Source organism: Anaeromicropila herbilytica, from assembly GCF_016591975.1.
Lineage (GTDB): Bacteria > Bacillota > Clostridia > Lachnospirales > Lachnospiraceae > Anaeromicropila > Anaeromicropila herbilytica.
The window spans coordinates 1,276,511-1,294,438 of record NZ_AP024169.1; the positions used below are offsets into that span (position 1 = coordinate 1,276,511).

At 32.2% G+C, this 17,928-nt stretch carries 14 protein-coding genes; 11 read left to right on the top strand and 3 right to left on the bottom strand.

Translation table 11 applies throughout. The annotated features are described in order from the left end of the window. Positions 1 to 116: 116 nt before the first annotated feature. The 4 genes from bsdtb5_RS05605 to bsdtb5_RS05620 all read left to right on the top strand — a co-directional run bounded on the left by bsdtb5_RS05605 (position 117) and on the right by bsdtb5_RS05620 (position 6,440). Positions 117 to 1,898: a trypsin-like peptidase domain-containing protein gene (locus bsdtb5_RS05605; RefSeq protein ID WP_271715051.1), complete on the top strand. Its 1,782-nt coding sequence runs from the start codon at positions 117 to 119 to the stop codon at positions 1,896 to 1,898. A gap of 278 nt (positions 1,899 to 2,176) precedes the next feature. Beyond that, positions 2,177 to 3,598, top strand: coding sequence for an ATP-dependent Clp protease ATP-binding subunit ClpX (gene clpX / locus bsdtb5_RS05610; RefSeq protein ID WP_271715052.1), 1,422 nt, complete (start codon positions 2,177 to 2,179; stop codon positions 3,596 to 3,598). 354 nt (positions 3,599 to 3,952) lie between these two features. Further along, positions 3,953 to 5,158, top strand: a complete 1,206-nt coding sequence (locus bsdtb5_RS05615) for an LL-diaminopimelate aminotransferase (RefSeq protein ID WP_334297403.1) — start codon at positions 3,953 to 3,955, stop codon at positions 5,156 to 5,158. 16 nt (positions 5,159 to 5,174) lie between these two features. Then, positions 5,175 to 6,440 carry a diaminopimelate decarboxylase gene (locus bsdtb5_RS05620; RefSeq protein ID WP_271715054.1) on the top strand — a complete coding sequence of 422 codons (1,266 nt, stop codon included), beginning with the start codon at positions 5,175 to 5,177 and terminating at the stop codon, positions 6,438 to 6,440. Between the two features lie 55 nt (positions 6,441 to 6,495). Here the strand turns inward: bsdtb5_RS05620 and bsdtb5_RS05625 are convergent, their stop codons facing one another. After that, positions 6,496 to 7,701: a PucR family transcriptional regulator gene (locus bsdtb5_RS05625; protein WP_271715055.1), complete on the bottom strand. Its 1,206-nt coding sequence runs from the start codon at positions 7,699 to 7,701 to the stop codon at positions 6,496 to 6,498. Between the two features lie 149 nt (positions 7,702 to 7,850). Between bsdtb5_RS05625 and bsdtb5_RS05630 the strand changes: the two genes are divergently transcribed. From bsdtb5_RS05630 to hisC, 5 genes are all read left to right on the top strand, one after another. Next, positions 7,851 to 9,791 carry an NAD(P)/FAD-dependent oxidoreductase gene (locus bsdtb5_RS05630; RefSeq protein WP_271715056.1) on the top strand — a complete coding sequence of 647 codons (1,941 nt, stop codon included), beginning with the start codon at positions 7,851 to 7,853 and terminating at the stop codon, positions 9,789 to 9,791. A gap of 396 nt (positions 9,792 to 10,187) precedes the next feature. Further along, a complete protein-coding gene (locus bsdtb5_RS05635) occupies positions 10,188 to 10,865 on the top strand; it encodes a hydrolase (protein ID WP_271715057.1) in 678 nt (225 codons plus the stop codon). Between the two features lie 25 nt (positions 10,866 to 10,890). Next, the gene (locus bsdtb5_RS05640) at positions 10,891 to 11,142 is read left to right on the top strand and encodes a hypothetical protein (protein ID WP_271715058.1); all 252 of its coding nucleotides are present in this window, start codon (positions 10,891 to 10,893) and stop codon (positions 11,140 to 11,142) included. Between the two features lie 347 nt (positions 11,143 to 11,489). Further along, positions 11,490 to 12,677: a pyridoxal phosphate-dependent aminotransferase gene (locus tag bsdtb5_RS05645; RefSeq protein WP_271715059.1), complete on the top strand. Its 1,188-nt coding sequence runs from the start codon at positions 11,490 to 11,492 to the stop codon at positions 12,675 to 12,677. Between the two features lie 26 nt (positions 12,678 to 12,703). Then, positions 12,704 to 13,768 (top strand): histidinol-phosphate transaminase, encoded by a 1,065-nt coding sequence (hisC, locus tag bsdtb5_RS05650; protein ID WP_271715060.1) that lies wholly within the window; start codon positions 12,704 to 12,706, stop codon positions 13,766 to 13,768. Positions 13,769 to 13,971: 203 nt separating this feature from the next. Here the strand turns inward: hisC and bsdtb5_RS05655 are convergent, their stop codons facing one another. Continuing rightward, positions 13,972 to 14,511 carry an ECF transporter S component gene (locus bsdtb5_RS05655; RefSeq protein WP_271715061.1) on the bottom strand — a complete coding sequence of 180 codons (540 nt, stop codon included), beginning with the start codon at positions 14,509 to 14,511 and terminating at the stop codon, positions 13,972 to 13,974. Between the two features lie 312 nt (positions 14,512 to 14,823). On the opposite strand from bsdtb5_RS05655, the gene bsdtb5_RS05660 reads away from it, so the two are divergent. Further along, complete coding sequence (locus bsdtb5_RS05660; RefSeq protein WP_271715062.1) at positions 14,824 to 15,270, top strand: RrF2 family transcriptional regulator; 447 nt, start codon at positions 14,824 to 14,826, stop codon at positions 15,268 to 15,270. 103 nt (positions 15,271 to 15,373) lie between these two features. On the opposite strand, the gene bsdtb5_RS05665 is transcribed toward bsdtb5_RS05660, so the two are convergent. Continuing rightward, positions 15,374 to 16,549, bottom strand: a complete 1,176-nt coding sequence (locus tag bsdtb5_RS05665; protein WP_271715063.1) for a serine hydrolase domain-containing protein — start codon at positions 16,547 to 16,549, stop codon at positions 15,374 to 15,376. A gap of 273 nt (positions 16,550 to 16,822) precedes the next feature. Here bsdtb5_RS05665 and bsdtb5_RS05670 point away from each other — a divergent pair, with 273 nt between their 5' ends. After that, positions 16,823 to 17,770: a metal ABC transporter substrate-binding protein gene (locus bsdtb5_RS05670; protein WP_271715064.1), complete on the top strand. Its 948-nt coding sequence runs from the start codon at positions 16,823 to 16,825 to the stop codon at positions 17,768 to 17,770. Positions 17,771 to 17,928: the final 158 nt, after the last annotated feature.

Below are 17,928 nucleotides of genomic sequence, written 5' to 3' on the forward strand. Positions count from 1 at the left end.
GTTTATACGATATTCAGAGAAAATATAATGATTTCATACTGAAGTTTTTAATTTATTATATCTGGACTACATAGAAATTCAGGATATGAAATGTAAGTTGAAAGGAGAAAATTTCAATGTCAGAGGAGTTAGAAAAAAAGGATATGAAAAATGAAGAAGATGTAGAAAATACTACACAGTCTATAGAAGAAGATGGAAATGATTGGGATAATAGAATCGTAGAAGAGGATAATACCTCAAATAAGAAGGAAGAGTTATCCTATACTTTTTGGGCTGAGTCAGAAGATTCACTAAATGATTCAATCAAAACAATAGATAACAAGGATGATACAAATTACGATAATAATAATGAGACATATAATCAGGTTGTGTCAGTGAATCATACAGATGAGGTGATGGCTGATCAATATAATGACAAATCATCAAGCAGTTATCAACTAAAATACGCAGATATATTTAATAATACCGAAGCTAATGAGGAGTATTATAGAGAGCATCACGGGATAAAGGACGCAGATAAATCTAACTTAGGTAATGAGCAAAATGACAAAAATCATAAGAATTCTTCTGCAAAACAAATTGGTAAGTTCATTCTTTCAGCAGCAACATTTGGCTTGATTGCTGGAGTTACTTTTGTAGGGGTAACTCTTATTGGTAATAAGATTAATCCAAATGCGTCAAACACTACACAAAATAATGCAATTGCAGTAACAACAAGCGATAATTCTAAAAACCATAAAACTACATCAGTTGCTAATCAAACTAGTAATACAGTACCTGACGTTTCGGGCTTAGTTGAAAAGACGATGCCTTCCATCGTAACGATTAGGAGTAGTATATCAAAAACTGAAAATGATTTCTTTGGGATTCCTACGGAAGAAGAAGGTGTGGGAAGTGGCTCTGGTATCATTGTTGGAAAGAATAGTAAAGAATTACTAATAGCTACAAATAATCATGTGGTTAAGGATGCGAAAAAGATTGTAGTAACTTTCGTTGATAATAAGGAAATAACAGCGGAAGTAAAAGGTACGGATTCAACAGCAGATCTAGCAGTAATTGCAGTCAAATTATCAGATATTAATGATTCTACTAGTAGTAAAATTAAAATAGCGGTATTAGGTGATTCTGATAAAGTTAAAGTAGGGCAGATGGCGGTTGCAATTGGTAATGCATTAGGTTATGGTCAATCAGTAACGGTTGGTTATATCAGTGCCAAAGATAGAGAAGTACAGATCTCAGATAGTCAGAAGATGGTGCTATTACAAACCGATGCAGCAATCAATCCAGGTAACAGTGGTGGAGCACTTCTTAATGCAGAAGGAGAAGTTATTGGAATTAATTCGGCTAAAACTGCTGATAATGCAGTAGAAGGTATGGGATATGCAATACCAATATCGAAGGCAACTCCAATTATTAATGATCTAATGAATCGTGAAAAGATTACAGAAGCTCAACAAGGTTACTTAGGTATTGCAGGAGCAGATATTTCAGAAGAAGAACAACAGAAATTTAACATTCCAAAAGGAGCATTAGTAAGTCAGATTACAGAGAATGGACCTGCTGAAAAAGCTGGTATACAACAAGGTGATGTAATTACTAAAGTAGGTAATACCGAAGTTACAACCTTTACACAATTAAAGGAAACAGTAAATAGTAATAAAATTGGTACCGAACTTACGATTACATTTATGAGAAGCAATAATGGTAAATATAAGAAACATGTAGTAAAAGTTGTTCTAGCAGAAAAACCAGATCAGAGTCAATTATCAGGTGGCACTACTAATCAAGGAAATAGTGGTTCTAATGATAATGGTTATAATGACAACGGCGGTTCTCAAGATGGTAATTCAGATGATGGCTCAGATGGTTTAGATGATTTCTTTAACTTTGGAAATTAACTAAAGTGATCCTATAATAAAGAAACACCTTTCCATGAATGAAGGTAAAGAGAAAAGAATCTACGATATAGATTAGGTTAAAGAATCGTAGATTCTTTCTTTTTTTATAAAAATTTTAAAATTATTTCCTTGTACAACAAGAATGCTTACGATATAATTTAATAAAATATAAAAATGACTATTAGTACTATATTAATAATAGCGAAACATAAATAATTATTTCTACCAAACTTGGTTAGTAATAGAATACAAATAGAGATAAAGATTAGGAGATTAAAATGATTGACAATAGAGATAATGAATTAGAGAATTCCAATCATGATTCATCAAATCATGATGATTATGAAGATATCTGTTATATATGTAGAAGACCAGAAAGCAAAGTTGGTAAGATGATTAAGATACCAAATAATATTTGCATCTGTTCTGATTGTATGCAAAAGACTTTTGATACGATAAATACGAATGGGACACCATATGCCGATTTACTTAATTTTAATCCAAGTATGATGAACTTTTCAAATCTTCAAAATGAGATTCCAAAAAGTCAGAAATTAAAAAAGAAGAAGCCAGTTGAAAAAGAGAAGGAAGCACCTATTTTAGATGTTAAAAGTATTCCGTCCCCACATATGATTAAGGCTCAACTGGATGATTTCGTAGTAGGACAAGAACATGCTAAGAAAGTGATATCAGTAGCTGTCTATAATCATTATAAGAGAATTGCAGCTGGCAGTATGGATGATATTGAAATTGAGAAATCCAATATGCTTATGATAGGGCCTACAGGAAGTGGTAAGACATTCCTTGTTAAGACATTAGCAAAATTACTGAATGTACCATTAGCAATTACTGATGCGACTTCGCTTACAGAAGCAGGTTATATTGGTGATGATGTTGAGAGTGTTCTATCCAAGTTACTTGCTGCAGCAGATAATGATGTAGAGAGAGCGGAACATGGTATCATATTCATTGATGAAATAGATAAGATAGCGAAAAAGAAAAGCACAACCAATCGTGATGTTAGTGGAGAATCTGTGCAACAAGGTATGTTAAAGCTGCTAGAAGGTAGTGAAGTGGAAGTTCCAGTAGGAGCGACGAATAAAAATGCGATGGTTCCTCTGACAACAATCAATACTAAGAATATTCTATTTATATGTGGTGGAGCGTTCCCAGATTTAGATAAGATTATTAAGTCTCGTTTGAATAAGCAATCTTCTATTGGATTTGGTGCAGATTTGAAAGATAAATATGATGATGATATTAACATCTTACAAAAAGTAACGGTTGAAGACCTAAGAGAATTTGGTATGATTCCAGAGTTTATCGGAAGACTTCCTATCATATATACATTAGAAGGACTAACAAAGGATATGCTTGTTAAAGTTCTAAAAGAGCCTAAGAATGCGATATTAAAGCAATATCAGAAATTATTAGCTTTAGACGAGGTTGATTTACGGTTTGATGATGGAGCTTTAGAGGAAATTGCTGAGAGAGCCTTGAAGAAAAAGACAGGTGCCAGAGCACTACGTGCTATTATTGAAGAATTTATGTTAGATATTATGTATGAGATTCCAAAAGATGAGAATATCGGACGTGTAACAATAACAAAAGACTACATTGAGCATAAAGGTGTTCCAGTAATCGAGATGCGAGGTTCAATTGCAAATCAACCAATTTTAGAGGATAAAAATAAACTTTAATCCTTTGGGATAACTTTGATACACTAAATAGATGATAAATTTTATCAATAATTTTAACATTTAGGTAAAATACGACATTGTATTTTACCTATATTATATTATATAATAAATAAAATAGCGTTAATTTCAATAATAATTCAATACTGTGACATAATATACTTTAGAAATAAAAGTATAGCATATAGAACTTTATTGGAGCATAATAAATTTATACATCCAAATATATAATATTGTAGAACAATGGAGTTTTATAAAAGATATATTCTTTTTTTCGTGTTTTACAATATATTTTTTATTATGATACTTTCACGTGGTATTGAATTAAAAGAATAAAACGTCAACTATGATAAGGAGATGAAGTCATTGGCAAAATTAAATGAAAATTACCAAAATTTAAAGGAAAGTTATTTATTTTCGGAGATTGCACATCGTGTTGCAAAATATACACAGGAAAATCCAGATAAAAAAGTAATTCGTCTGGGAATTGGTGATGTTACTCTTCCTCTTGAAAGTGAAGTTGTAGATAGTATGCACAAAGCGGTGGATGAAATGGGAAATGCTAGCTCATTCCGTGGATATGGTCCTGAACAAGGATATGATTTCCTACGTAACGCAATTAAAGATTATTATACTAGAAATGGTGTTAGTGTAGAACTTGATGAGATCTTCGTTAGCGATGGAGCAAAGAGTGATACTGGTAACATTACAGATTTATTTTCTGTAGATAATGTAGTATTAATTCCAGATCCAGTTTATCCAGTATATGTTGATACAAATACGATGAATGGTAGAAAGATTGTATACTTAGATGCAAATGCAGAAAACGGATTCTTACCACTTCCAGATGAATCTGTTCATGCTGATATTATATATATTTGTTCCCCTAATAATCCAACGGGTGCTGTTTATAATAAAGAGCAATTAAAAATATGGGTTGATTATGCGCTTAAGAATGATGCTATTATTCTATTTGACTCAGCTTATGAAGCCTTTATCTCAGATGAGTCACTACCAAGAAGTATTTTTGCAATTGAAGGAGCAAAACAATGTGCAATTGAATTCTGTTCTTTATCTAAGACAGCAGGATTTACTGGTACAAGATGTGGTTATACGGTAGTTCCAAAAGATCTTAAAGTGACTGCTTCCAATGGGGAAGTTATGTATGTAAATAAGATGTGGAATCGTAGGCAAACAACAAAATTTAATGGAGTTCCTTATATTGTTCAACGTGGTGCAGAAGCTGCATTCTCTAAAGAAGGAATGGAACAAGCACAAAAAATGATAGGATATTATAAAGAAAATGCAAAGATTATTGCAGATACATTAGATAAGAAAAATATGAAATATTTTGGAGGCGTTAACTCACCATATATCTGGTTTGAATGCCCTAATAATATGGACTCATGGACTTTCTTTGATTATTTATTAACGAATGCACAAGTAGTTGGAACACCTGGTGCAGGCTTCGGTACTAATGGAACGAACTATTTCCGTTTAACTTCCTTTGGTAATAAGGAAAATACAATCGAAGCTATGGAACGTTTTGCAAAATTATTCTAGTTAAGGAGGACATTAGATGGAAAAGAAACCATTTGTAAGTCTAGAGCAGGTAAAAGAAATGGTAAAAGAATATCCTACACCATTTCACCTATATGATGAAAAAGGAATCAGAGAAAATGCAAGAAGATTAAAGGATGCTTTTTCTTGGAATAAAGGATTTAAGGAATATTTTGCAGTAAAAGCGACTCCAAATCCATTCATTTTACAAATTCTAAAAGAAGAAGGAATCGGTTCAGATTGTTCTTCTTATACAGAACTTCAAATGTCAGAGGCAGTTGGGTTCAAAGGTAGCGATATCATGTTTTCCTCTAATGTTACACCACGAGAAGACTTTGAATTAGCTGCTAAATTAGGTGCGATTATTAACTTTGACGATATTACTCATATTGATTATTTTGAAAAAATAGCTAAAATCCCTGAAACAATATGTTGTCGATATAATCCAGGTGGTGATTTCCAGATTCATAATCAGATTATGGATACCCCACAGGATGCGAAGTATGGCTTGACACTTGCTCAGATGAAAGAGGGATTCTTAAAGTTAAAGGAAAAAGGGGCAAAACACTTCGGTATTCATGCATTCTTAGCGAGTAATACAGTTACAGAAGCATATTATCCACTATTAGCTAAGATCTTATTTCAAACAGCAGTTGAACTAAAGAGAGAAACTGGAGTTCATATCGCATTTATTAATTTATCCGGTGGTGTTGGGATTCCATATACCCCAGATCAAGAACCAAACGATATTTATGCTATTGGTGAAGGTGTAAGAAAAGCTTATGAAGAAGTTCTAGTACCAGAGGGAATGGATGATGTTGCAATCTTTACTGAGCTAGGAAGATATATGTTAGCACCATATGGTTGCTTAATATCACAAGCAATTCATGAAAAACATATCTATAAAGAATATATCGGACTTGATGCATGTGCTGCTAACTTAATGAGACCTGCAATGTATGGTTCTTATCATCACATTACAGTTTTAGGAAAAGAAAACGAGTCATGTGATCAAATGTATGACGTAACGGGTGGTCTTTGTGAAAATAATGATAAATTCGCAATTGACCGTATGCTTCCTAAGATTGATATCGGTGATTATGTAGTGATTCATGACACAGGAGCTCACGGCTTTGCTATGGGTTACAATTATAATGGAAAATTACGTTCTGCTGAGATCTTATTACAAGAAGATGGTAGTACTAAGTTAATCCGCAGAGCTGAGACTCCAGCAGATTACTTTGCAACATTTGATTTTTCAGGAATGTTTCAAGATGTGAAATAAATATATAATAAAACCAAAATGGGCCTTCGCACTAGCTTAGTGCGAAAGCCCATTTTTATTCACTCATATAGATATCACATAATAATTTAGTGCATAATTTTTTGTCTTTCAGATTAATCGAAGTTATCTCTTCAATCTTCTGCAATCGATAGAGTAATGTATTACGATGGATATTTAGCATGTTTATCGTGTCATTGCTATCACAGAAATTTTGGATATAGATTCGTAATGTCTGGTAATACTCTGTTTTATTTAAGGCATCGTATTTGATTAGTTCTTTTAATATGGAATTCTCATAGTTATATACTTTTAGACCGTTTTTAGCATAAGAAAAAATATCCGTCAAGATGTAATCTTCATAGATATAGGTTTCGCTATTTGAGCTTGTATTTAGTTCTAACACGCGTGACGCCTGATATTTATAGGTTCGTAATTCTAATAAATCATAAAATATAGTACTTACACCAATGGAAAATCCAAGACGATGAAATAGGTGTATCAGATCTGTAATAGAGTTTATATAATCTTTCGTGTTGTCATTTTTAATATTGGTACATAGAATATAGAGATCTTCGTCAAGCAAGGTAGCATAGTGGTTGTCATTACGGTTGTTTATGATATTTCGTAACTGTTTTAGGTATACAACATTATTCGAACCAGATTCTACTTTGGAAGAAAGAATGAGAAAGGGACTAGGTAGGTCAATTCGGTTATGTTGAATCCATAGCTTTAAACTTTCGGTTGTTGTTATTTTTTCTTCAAATAAGTTCTTAATAAAAGTCTCAGTACTTTTAATCGAAGTAAAAGAATGTTCCTTAGTATTTCGTAAACATAATGCTAGAGCATTTGATAAAATTCTAATTAATTCATAATCAGCGCTATGATAATCTTTACTTGGATATAGAATACAGATATAACCTTGAATACGGTTATTATTTTTACAAGTAACTGCAATTCTAGGAATTACTTCACCAATTCCATAGTCAATAAAGAAAATATCATCATTTTCATCAAGTTTCTTCTGATAGTTTCCTTGATTCAATGCATAAACCATATCATAAGTTACAATTTTATGTTCGAACATACTATCCCATAATGGATCATTCATTTTCTTGTTTGGGAATAAGCCAATTACATTATAGTCTACATCTACTAGGCTAATGGGATGTTTCAATATGTTGTAGACTTCTTGAAAAACAAGATCAATGTTATTCGTACATAATACATTAAAAAGTTGTTTATAGATATCATCTTGTGCCATATCACCATTTACCTTTCTGATTTGTAGTTCTATTATATCATAGTTTGTGCATATGCACAAAAACAATGTTATGATTTTAACAAAGTGACATTGTCGGATAGCAGAAAAAAACTTAAAATTAGAATATCAAAAGAAAGAGAGGATATTCAATGAATTACAAAAGCTTATTTACTCCATTTAAAATAGGAACAATGGAAGTTAAGAATCGTATTGTTATGTCTCCTATGGGAACCAATTCTGCACGTATCGATGGAACGATTGCAGAGGATGAGATTGCTTATTTTGAAGAAAGAGCCAAAGGTGGTACTGGAATGATTATTATGGGATGTCAATTCCTTAATCCAGATTTGGCACAGGGTTCTTTAGAAGGGGTATTACAAAATACTTATGTAATTCCACAATTAACAACAGTAGTAGAGGCTTGTCATAGATGGGGAGCTAAAATTTGTTGTCAAATCAGTTGTGGAACTGGAAGAAATGCATTTCCTAATATGTATGGAGAAGCACCTTTCTCTTCGTCAGATACGCCATCAACTTATAATCCAAACATGAAATGTAGACCGTTAAGCAAAGAACAGATTAAAGACATAATGAAACAATTTAAAAATAGTGCTAAGATTGCAAAAGATGCTGGATATGATTCAATTGAAGTGCATGCACATGCTGGATATTTAGTAGATCAATTCATGTCATCTATTTGGAATACAAGAACCGATGAATATGGTGGTTCCCTAGAGAATAGAATGAGATTTGCTTGTGAAATTGTTGAGTCCATTAAAAGTGCAGTAGGTAAAGATATTCCTGTCATTTTTAGAATTGCATTAGATCATTTATTTGAAGGTGGTCGTACATTAGAAGAAAGTATGGAAATAATTAAAATCTTAGAAGCGGCTGGAGTAGATGCATTAGATATAGATGCAGGTTGTTATGAAAGAATTGATTACATATTCCCAACTGCTTATCTTGGTGATGCTTGTATGGAATATGTATGTGAAGAAGCTAGAAAACATGTGAATATCCCAATAATGAATTCAGGAAACCACACACCAGAAACAGCGGTACGATTAATCGAATCAGGAAATGCTGATTTTGTCATGTTTGGACGACAATTGATCGCTGACCCAGAGACTGCAAATAAATTAATGAATGAACATGCAGAGGATGTAAGACCATGTATTCGTTGCAACGAAGAGTGTGTTGGACGAATTATTACACGCTTATCAAAGATTAGCTGCGCTGTCAATGTCCAAGTATGTGAAGAAGCAAGATTTAAGATTGAAGAAGCAAAGTCGAAGAAGAATGTAGTTGTAGTTGGTGGAGGACCTGCTGGTCTAGAAGCTGCTAGAGTTGCAGCTTTAGAAGGACATAAAGTAATTTTATTCGAAAAAGAAGGTGTAGTTGGTGGACAATTATCAGCAGCTGCAACTCCAAAATTCAAAGATCAATTAAAGAAATTAGTAAAATGGTATCAAGTTCAATTAGAAAAGCTCGGTGTAGATGTAAGATTAAATACTGCTGTAGATATGAATAATCCAGCTTTAGAAGAGGCAGATAACATTATTGTGGCTACTGGTGCAAAACCTATCGAAGTAAATATTAAAGGAATTGACGGAAGTAATGTTCTAAATGTAATTGATGCACATAAGCACAAAGAAAGAATCAAGGGAGATCATGTTGTAATCTGTGGTGGTGGTTTATCTGGATGTGATAGTGCATTAGAATTAGCATTAGAAGAAGGAAAAAAAGTAACCATCGTTGAAATGGCAGAAGGCATTGCAAAGGACGTTATGTATATTAATTTAACTTCTATCCTTGTAAAAATAAAAGAAGCTGGTATTAACGTATTTACAAGCTCTAAAGTATCTGAAATCAATGAACAGGGTGTTGTTATTGAAAAAGCAGATGGTACAAAAGAAAACATTGCTGCAGATACAGTAATAACAGCATTTGGAATGAAGAAGGATTCTGATTTAGCGGATAAAATTAGAGAAAAATACTATAATAAAACTAGAATCGTTGGAGATAGTGAAAAGGTTGGTAAAGTTGCAACTGCTGTTCGCAGTGGTTTCTATGCGGGCTTAAGTTTGTAAGAAGTATAAAATATATTGGTCAGTAGGCATATTATTCATATTAAGAATAGTATGCCTTCTTTGAGTTGTAAATATATATAGAAACATTAATGCTTTTTTTATCCTTTTATGATATAATAGTTAGGCTTAATTGAAAAAATAGTTCAATGAAAGAGTTGTTATTACACCAATTTAAACAATATAGAGTTAGCGTGAAATTAAGAAATTGAGTCGATAAATGTCGTAATGACAAAAGTTTTATTGATTGATTTTATTTGTTATTTATGAAATAATCTAATTAGAAAAAGTTTCTAATTAGATAAGAAGAATTAAGATCAATTAGATAATTGTGAAACGTCAATTATTTAGTTATTGTGTTTTACAAAAGTCAAACAGATCAATATAAAGGAGGTTAAAATGGAGAATAAGTATATACCAGAAATTGAGGGAAATCTAAGAAGGCATATGATAAGGGTTCCGAGAGTAATTGAGCAAGCAAGTGGTATTCGTATATTTGGTAAGCAGATTAAATCATTAATATTTACAACCGATGTAGCAATTATACGTAATTGCAATGCAAATGCGGTTATTGCTGTTTACCCATTTACACCTCAACCTATTATTACTCATTCTATCATTAATTGTTCGGATGTACCTGTATTCTGTGGTGTTGGAGGAGGAACAACAACAGGGAAAAGGGTAACTAATCTTGCAGAAGATGCTGAGTTTCAAGGCGCGATGGGAGTTGTTGTGAATGCACCTACTCCAAATGAAACGATAGCATATCTATATCAAAAAATTGATATTCCAATCGTAATCACTGTAGTATCAGAGAAAACAGATATTGGGAAGCGGTTAGAAAATGGAGCAAGTATATTAAACGTATCAGGTGGGGCTAATACAGAACATATAGTAAAGAAAATACGACGTGAATACAAGGAAGTACCAATCATTGCAACGGGCGGACCTACAGAAGAAAGTATATTACGAACAATTGAGGCAGGTGCCAATGCAATCACATATACGCCACCTTCTATTGGTGAAATATTTAAGAAAATGATGAATAATTACCGCAGAGATGATTATATACTATAATATTTATATAAAAGAGGAATGAATCATGCTTAGGAAAGCAAAGAAAACTCATACAGAATTAGAAAAAACAGACTTAAGTATGGATAATCGGAAGAAAGAAGAAATACCGAAGGAATTAGAAGGTGAGAATATTAAAGTAGACGAAATGGTCTATGAGATTGTTGAGAGAGAAATTCTACCTGAGAAGATTATCTGTCCTGACTGTGGAGGTGTTACACTTCAAGGATTAGATTTTTGTGATAGATGTGGTGGGGAACTTAACAATTATTATTGTTAATATTAATATGTAAATTAGGTTTTATAAAAAAGTTTGGATGGTTTAAAATCCAAACTTTTTTAGTTCGTTAAGTAGGTATGAATTATGATAATAGAATGTTTATGATGTGGATATTCTATTATCATGAAAAAGAACATTTTTACTTTAATACATTAACTAATTAGAACATAAAAGTTTTATCTTGACAATGCAAAATTGAAATAGTAAGATAATAGAATATTATAAGCTATTTTCTTATAGATTGCAGATTTTGATTCACGCTCTTGAAACATAACTTTTAACTTGATATACTTTACTAATATGATTGTGATATTACATTCGAATAGATAAGAAAGAGGTAATAGATTATGATTTCTAATAAAATGATTGATTTAGTTAAGAATAGCTCGGTAATTCGAGCAATGTTTGAAGAAGGTAAAATATTAGCAAGTAAGTATGGAGAAGATAATGTATTTGATTTTAGTTTAGGTAATCCAAGTGTAGAGCCACCAGAGGAGATTAAAGAGGCAATTACAACAATTATACAAACTGAAAAAGCAAATTTAGTACATGGATATATGAACAATTCTGGGTATGAGGATGTAAGAGGCGAGATTGCAAGGTCTCTTAATCAGAGATTCGATACTAAATTTTCTGAGAAAAATATCATTATGACAGTTGGAGCAGCAGGTGGCTTAAATGTAATTTTAAAAACAATCTGTAATCCAGAGGATGAAGTAATTGTATTTGCACCTTACTTTGGAGAATATCGTAATTATGCTGCTAATTATGATGCAAAATTAGTTGTTGTATCACCAAATACGAAGACCTTTCAGCCTAATCTAGATGAATTTGAACAGAAAATTACGAATAAGACAAAGGCTGTAATTATTAACTCGCCAAATAATCCTACAGGTGTTGTTTATTCAGAAGAGACCATACAGAAGATTTCAAGTATTTTAGAGCAGAAAGAAAAGGAATACAATTCATCCATTTTTATTATATCCGATGAACCTTATCGTGAACTTGCTTATGATGGTGTTCATGTTCCTTATTTAACGAAATATTATAAAAATACAGTAGTCGGATATTCCTTTAGTAAATCCTTATCTTTACCAGGAGAACGTATTGGATATTTAGTAATTCCAGATGAAGTTGATGACTTTGAAGATATGATAGCAGCAGCAAATGTGGCGAATCGTATTCTAGGGTTCGTTAATGCACCTTCACTTTTGCAAAGAGTTGTAGCAAAATGTATTGATGCGAAGGTAGATATTTCTTCATATAATCGAAATAGAGAGTTATTATACAATAGCTTGGTTGAATATGGTTATACCTGTGCTAAGCCAGAAGGAGCATTCTATTTATTTATAAAAGCGTTTGAAGAGGATGATGTAGCATTTGCCAATGCAGCCAAAAAACATAATATTTTAATAGTACCTGGATCTTCTTTTGCATGTCCTGGATATTGTAGAATCGCATATTGCGTTGATTATGAAAAAATAGAAAAAGCATTGCCAGGTTTCAAAAAGTTAGCAGAAGAATATAATCTTTAGGGATACTGTTATGAAAGGAAATGAATATGAAAGATTGGGAAAAGAATATACGAATTGTAGAGCCTTATGTACCAGGAGAACAACCTAATTTTCCTGAAATGATTAAATTAAATACCAACGAGAATCCTTATCCACCTTCACCTCGTGTTCAAAAAGCCAAGGAAGAGTTAAGTATCGATATACTAAGATTATATCCAGATCCTACATCCAATCTTTTAGTTGAAGAATTAGCAAATTACTATGGAAGAAAGAAAGAGCAAGTTTTTGTTGGTGTTGGTTCAGATGATGTATTATCAGTTGCTTTCCTAACTTTTTTAAATAGTAAGAAGCCAATCTTATTTCCTGATATCACATATTCATTTTACAGTGTATGGGCGGATCTATATAGAATTCCATATGAAAGACCAGCGGTGGATGAGAATTTTCAGATTAATAAAGAAGATTATTATAAGGAGAATGGTGGTATCATATTCGCGAATCCTAATGCACCCACTTCTATTAGCGTGGATTTAGAATTTATTGAAGATATATTAGAACATAATCAAGATGTTATAGTTATTGTTGACGAAGCGTATATTGATTTTGGAGGAATATCAGCGAATTCACTCATTGATCGATATGAGAATTTATTGGTTGTGCAAACATTTTCTAAGTCAAGATCTATGGCTGGAATGAGAATTGGTTTTGCTATGGGAAATGAACGTTTAATAAAAGCAATGAATGATGTGAAGTATTCCATTAATTCTTATACTATGAATCAGCCATCGCTTTATTTGGGTGTAGAGGCAATAAAGGATGAAGATTATTTTAGAGAAAATATAAATAAAATAATTTTTACAAGAGAAAATACAAAAAATAGTTTGGAAAAGCTAGGTTTCGATGTGCTGGATTCCAAAACTAATTTCTTATTTATATCACATAGTCAATATAAAGCAGAAGATATCTTTGCTGAACTTAGAGAAAATAAAATATTTGTTCGACACTTCAATTTACCAAGGATATCGAATTATCTTAGAGTTACGGTTGGTACAGATGCTGAAATGGAATGTTTTATTCGAAGTATTGAAGAATTCTTATTAAAAAGAGCTTAATTACTAGATTGTAGCTACTAAGCGGGTTAAATTATAAGAAATAAAAGGTTTTATGTGACATGATGCAAAAGTCAAATATTTGAGTTGTTATGTGAAAACGACTAATGTAATTTGATTTGATAAATGATATTTATACTAAAAGAGCACGACATAGAGAGTATATCTCGATGTCGTGCTTTTTAGTATAAAGCTATTCTTCCTTATTAAGCTTTATGAACCATATATTGTCTAATAATTGGTGATGCTGATAGAACTGGTAATAAGATTACGCATGTTATAATGGCAAATACGCCTTGAAGAATATTGGCTGGAATATTGGATGCTGAAGCAATTCCGTAACCTAATACGGTTGATTCAAATAGGAAATATCCAAGAGTGACAATAATATTAGCAATAATTCCTGCAAAGATAATTGGAACAAAGTATATTCTTTTGTTCTTAATCTTGGTAAGTAAGATATGATAAATTAATGCAGCTAAAATAGCAGCTAGTGCTTTGATAATAAATGTAGCAGGCGCATATTCAGCATATCCTAACAATAAATCAGCTAACATAGAACCAATTCCAGCAGCAGCTCCCCCATATAATGGGCCAAGAATAATACCAGATAGTAAAACAAAACCATCACCTAAATGGATATAGCCTTTTAATGGTGATGGAACATGAAAAACCATCGTAGCAATGCAGGTCAATGCAGCCATTAATGAAGTGATAACCATTAGTTGCGTTTTATTTAATTTCATAAAGGACCTCCCTATATAATATAATTATTTATTATTTTATCTATTGTTACTATACAAAAAAACTGGTATGGACAAAAGGTCCAGTTTGTAAAAATGTAATAGTGCCAATAGAAAAAGGTAGATTTTTTCATAAAAGAATTATATAATTTTCTTATTAAGATTAGGGTATGGGTATTAAACAGCCTCTGGGCATATGGAGTAGGGTTGAAAGAAAATGAAATCTAGAAAGGAATGCCACAAAAGTATTTTTTCAACCTCATTTATTGTGGCAATAACATATCTAATAAGATGTGTTATTAGATGGGTATAAAGATGAAAGTATCAACAAAAGGCATTTACGCGATAGAAGCAATGGTAGATTTAGCTATTCATTCAAAGGATAGTGTTGAAAGTATAAAGAATATAGCAGAGAGAAGAAATCTATCTGAAAAATATTTAGAGCAAATCATTGGAGCATTAAGAAAGGCTGGATTGATATTAAGCACTAGAGGAGCAGGAGGTGGTTATCAGCTTGCTAGAGGTACAGATCAGATTACAGTGCTTCAAATATTAGAAGCAGTTGAAAATAATCTAAAGCCAATTGAATGCTTATATAAAGAGACTGATTGTGGTATTGTGTGTACCAAGTGCGCAACAAGAGAATTCTGGAGTGATTTATGGGATAATATCGAGGTAGTAGCTACTGAGGTAACTTTAGAGCTGTTGGTAAAAGAAAGTGAAAAAGTGAATGAGACTACAGAGGTAGAGTACTATATATAGCAAATACGTTGCAGTTCAATCGTAAGGTTGAACTGCAACGTATTTTTAGTTATAACTAGTTACTATATTACTGTAATAAATAGAATAGAGCCATTCTTATAATTTATTCAAGTGAAGAATAAATTATCGAACGAAGTTTGTTAGTAACTTCAGGATTTGTACCACCACATTTTTGGATCATATATATCATGATAAGATTTTCTTTTGGATCGATGAAAAAGTAATTACCTGCCCATCCATCCCACCCATATTCTCCAATACTTCCATTACTTTTTGCTAACTCTTTGTTAATCATAGTACGCATAAGATTTGCATAGCCATAACCTTGTAATTGAGGCCAATTATATCCTTTAGCTTGGATATCGGTTAATTGGTTGGTAGATATGTATTCAATTGTCTTTTTGCCTAGAATACGAACTCCATTATATATTCCATGATTTACTAACATGGAAGTGAATTTACTATAATCATCAATGGTTGAAACTAAACCTGCACCGCCTGATTCAAAAGCTGGTGGTGTTGAATAATCTCTCAAACCAAGAAAGTTCCAGTCAAATGGTACTATATTCTTCACATCATCTTTATATTCATAGATTAGAGAGAATCGATTTAACTTTTCTTCTGGTACGTAGAAACCTGTGTCCACCATACCTAAAGGTGTGAATATTTCATCTTGTAAATATTGACTGAACTTCTTACCAGTAATAACTTCAATAACAGCACCCATAATATCAGCGGAGGCACCATATCTCCAGCATTCTCCAGGTTGAAACTCTAATGGTTTTTGGCCAATCTGGTTACAGAAGGTAAGAGTATCAACTCTCTCTCCACTATTTTCTTTTCGATCGACCTCGTCATAGAGTTCTTGCATAAGTGTTCCAACATAATAGCTACCGTCAGGATATACAACTCCTGAGGTCATATTTAATAAGTCTTGAATAGTGACTTCACGAGTTACATCAACAAGACCTTGTTCCGTATATACCTTTTGGTTTTTAAAGCCATCAAGATATTTACTAACAGGTGCATTCAGATCAAGAAGCCCACGTTCGTATAATATCATAGATGCTACGGAGGTAACAGGTTTGGTCATAGAATATAATCGGAAAATGGTGTCTTTTGCAATTGGCTTTTTATTTTCTTTGTCAGCAAATCCAAATGTTTCACGGTATACTTCTTCATTGTTATGAATAACTAATAAGCTGGCCCCTGCGATACTATTTGAATCAATCTCTTGTTGAATAACAGGTGCCATATATTGTAGTTGTTTATTGTTCATACTATCCTCCTATGTTTAATTAAAATTGTATTTTGCATTGAATTATATCACAATAGTGTGGAATTAAAATGTAGAATATTATACAAAAAAAGGCTTAAATCATAGAATTCACAGTATAAGTGTATCCTTGACAAAATATTTAGAGAATACTATAATATAGAAATGCAAATCATTTGCATTTGCATAAATGTTAATCGGAAGGATATAGTGTGAAATAAAACGCTTCACACCTCTGATTTATATGTCGCCAAAGGCGACAGTTAGGAGAATTTTATGAAGAATAAATTAGTTATACTACTGCTTATCATGTTCAACATTGTATGGGTTAGTGCTGCACTTACAATTTTCTTAAACAAGGACAAGAAAGAGGAAACAAATGAACTTAATATAGTAACAACATTCTATCCAATTTATACGATTGCAAATAATCTAGTAACGGGAATTGATCATGTGAATTTAATCAATATGACTGAAAATGCAACTGGGTGCTTGCATGATTATCAGATGACAACCAATGATATGAAAAAACTTGAAAATGCCGATATACTTATCATGAATGGCGGTGGAATGGAGAGTTTTATCGAAGATATTGCCAAAACATATCCTAATTTACGTATCATTAATGCTAGCGATGGAATTCAATTAATCAAAGAAGCCAAAGAAGCAGATGAGGAATCAGTTAAAAAAGATGATGTAAAGGAATCAGAAGATTACAATGCACATGTGTGGCTTAATATGGATAAATATCAACAGCAGATTGAAAATGTAAAAAATGGATTAATTAAATTAGATAGAAAAAATAAAAGTCTTTATGAGAAAAATGCTAAGGTTTATACATCAAAGATCAATCAGCTAAATCAAGAATTGAAAGAAACACTTTATAAGCCAGTGAATGATAAGGTGATTATATTTCATGATGCATTTTCTTATCTTGCAGAGGAGTTAGGGATTGAAGTAGCATATTCAGTTGAGATAGAAGCGGACACTTCATTAAGTGCAGGAGATATTGCAAAAGTAATAGATGAAATAAAGCGGAATAACATTAAAGTCTTATTGACAGAAAAGCAATACGGGGATGCCATTGCAAAAAGTATAGCAAATGAAACAAATGCTAAAGTATATACGATTGATTCTTTAGTTAGTGGTAAGCCTGATAAGGATTCGTATATTAATGGAATGAAGAAAAATATAGAGGTATTAAAGAAAGCATTATATGAATAAGAACTGAGTAAATCAGTCTGTTATTAATTGAGTGTCATAAGCTCTATTTTAGTTTACTCAGTGTATATTGCTGTATAATTATGAATTTAGGCTATCTTTCCCTCAAGCATCATATTTTTTACAAGCCTCAGAACAAGGGAAAATACTCACTTATGTTC